Origin of the sequence: Tropicibacter alexandrii (assembly GCF_003667315.2) — a bacterium.
In the GTDB taxonomy this organism is placed as follows: Bacteria; Pseudomonadota; Alphaproteobacteria; order Rhodobacterales; family Rhodobacteraceae; genus Tropicibacter; species Tropicibacter alexandrii.
In genome coordinates, this window is sequence record NZ_RCTZ02000050.1 from 1 (window position 1) to 2,542 (window position 2,542).

A 2,542-nucleotide genomic window follows, 5' to 3' on the forward strand; every position below is an offset into this window, starting at 1 on the left:
TGTCAACGGCAGAGCAAAATTGGACCAAAGGGCAGCGCAAAATGTTGCCACTTTGAAGGTGGCGTGATGAGTGTGCGGTCACGCGCTAGCATCCGGGCAACCGCGCTTGTCATTTAGCTGGAGGTTGCCCGGATGCTTTGGCCCGTCAGGGCCAATTGGTGCTGATTGTGGTTTAGGTTTCGCGGGCGGCCTGCCGCGCCTTGCTTTGTCCAAGGCGGTAACTTTCGCCATTCATCTCAAGGATGTTGACGTGGTGGGTCAGGCGGTCGAGCAGTGCGCCGGTCAAGCGTTCTGATCCAAAGGTCTCAGTCCATTCATCGAATGGTAGATTGCTAGTAATCAGCGTGGAGCCGCGCTCGTAACGTTGGGAGATCAGCTCGAACAACAGCTCAGCCCCGGTTTTGCTCAGCGGCACAAAGCCCAGTTCGTCGATGATCAGCAGCCTGTAACCCACCATCTGCTTTTGAAGCCGCAGGAGCCTGCGTTCATCACGCGCTTCCATCAGTTCATGGACCAGCGCTGCGGCGGTGACAAAACCAACAGCCAAGCCTTTCTGGCATGCCGACAGACCAAGGCCCAAGGCGACATGAGTCTTGCCAGTGCCTGAGGGGCCGAGTGCGATAACATTCTCACGCCGGTCAATCCATTCGCAACGCGCCAGCTCCAGCACCTGCATCTTGTTCAAAGCCGGGATCGCCTTGAACTCGAAGCTGTCCAGGCTTTTGACGGCCGGGAACTTGGCCGCCTTGATGCGTCGTTCGATCATCCGCCTTTCACGGTCGATCATTTCCAATTCGACCAAACGTGCGAGGAACTGAACATGGTCATGTCCCTCTGTGGCGCATTGGCGGGCCAGCTTGCCATATTCCCGCAGCACCGTTGGCAAGCGGAGAGATTTGAGCCGATGGTCCAGTAGAATTTGCGGCGCTTGTGTCATGCCGCTTTCCCCCGCTTCATCAGCGACATGTAGCTGGCCGCTGACGTCGTGCCAACATTGGCCTTTGGCAGATACGGATAGACATCCAGATCCAGTTTGGGTGGCCGTTTCTCGACCTGGCACAAGACAAGATGCTTGATGGCGTCAAACCCAATCGTCCCCATACGCAGCGCATTTTTGACGGCGACATTCAGGTCGGCCATCTCGAACGTTTCCAGCAACCGCAAGACCTGCACATACTCGCGCCGACCGGCCTTGATCATCCGGGCTTCCATCAGGCGGCGCAGGGTCGCAAATTCCTCTGGCAGTTCCCATGCCACCAATGGGGCAGCCTGATCCAGAGCCCCTGTCTTTTGCTCCAGCAGCGGCAGATAGTGGACAGGATCAAAGACCATGTCTTCGCGGTCCCAGCACCGGGGGTGGCGCGCAATCACATCACCACCACAGCCGATGACAACCTGATCGACATAGCCCCGGATCCAGACGTCACGGTGGCCATAGGCAACCGGCACCGAGTAATCATTGGTTTTGTAGCGCACCAGGGATTGTGCGTTCACCTGGCCGCTGGCCTGGTCACAAGCATCAAATGGAGACGCTGGCAGGTCCATCATTGCATCAAGATCGCGGGCCAGACGTTGCCCGATGTTGTCGCTATGCCCGCGCAAGACATCCGCTTGGCGCTTGCGGCATTTATCTTCCAGCCAAAGATTGAACGCCTCCCATGTCGCAAACTGAGGGATGGGCACCATGAAGTTGCGCCGTGCATATCCGACAAGACCCTCGACGGCGCCTTTATCGTTGCCCTTGCCGGGACGGCCATAACGATCATGGATGAAGTAATGTGACAGCAGCCCGCTAAACAGTTTGGTCCGCTTGCGCGATCCGTCCGGCAGGATCTTCGCAACAAGGCATCGGTCGTTGTCGTAGAGAACCGACAGCGGGACACGGCCAAAGAAGGCAAAGGCGTGGACATGGCCATCGACCCAGGCCTCGGAGACTGCTGCTGGATAGGCCCGCACAAAGCAGGCATCACTGAATGGTAGATCCAGCGCAAAGAAATGCGCCTTTTGCTCCACCCCGCCGATCACAACCATAGCTTCGCCGAAATCCGCCTGGGCGTTGCCAGGGGCGTGTGCCAACGGCACAAACATCTCCCGACTGCGCCGCCCATGTTCGCGGACATAGTTCTTTACCGTCGTGTAACCGCCTTGAAACTGGTGCTCGTCGCGCAGCCGTTCAAAGATGCGCTTGGCGGTGTGGCGCTGTTTGCGGGGACGCTTCAGATCGTCTTGCAGCCATTGATCAATGAAGCCCGTGAAACCATCGAGCTTGGGCCGCTTGATATCCGCCGTGCGCTGGTAGCCGGGCGGGACCGAGAACATCATCATCTTCTTCACGCTCGCACGCGATATCCCGAAATGGCTCGCTGCCGCACGTTCACTCATGCCCCCACGACGCGCGAGGCGCACCTTCCTGTAAAGTTCCACGCTGAAAATACCCCCGCCCTCCCTGAAAACAGAAAGGGCCAAAGTGGCAAAGTTTTACTCTGCCCGCAGCAAGACTATCCCGCCACTTCCGTGGCTCACTTTTGCACTGACGTTCTCA

2 protein-coding genes are annotated in these 2,542 nt (G+C 57.9%); both read right to left on the reverse strand.

The window, feature by feature from the left end:
* Window positions 1-172 precede the first annotated feature (172 nt).
* Entirely contained in the window at window positions 173-937 is a 765-nt protein-coding gene (istB, locus tag D8Z78_RS24280; protein WP_064224188.1) for an IS21-like element helper ATPase IstB, read from the reverse strand.
* Window positions 934-2,424: an IS21 family transposase gene (istA, locus tag D8Z78_RS24285; protein ID WP_064224202.1), complete on the reverse strand. Its 1,491-nt coding sequence runs from the start codon at window positions 2,422-2,424 to the stop codon at window positions 934-936. The genes istB and istA overlap by 4 nt, the downstream gene beginning before the upstream one ends.
* Between the last annotated feature and the right edge of the window lie 118 nt (window positions 2,425-2,542).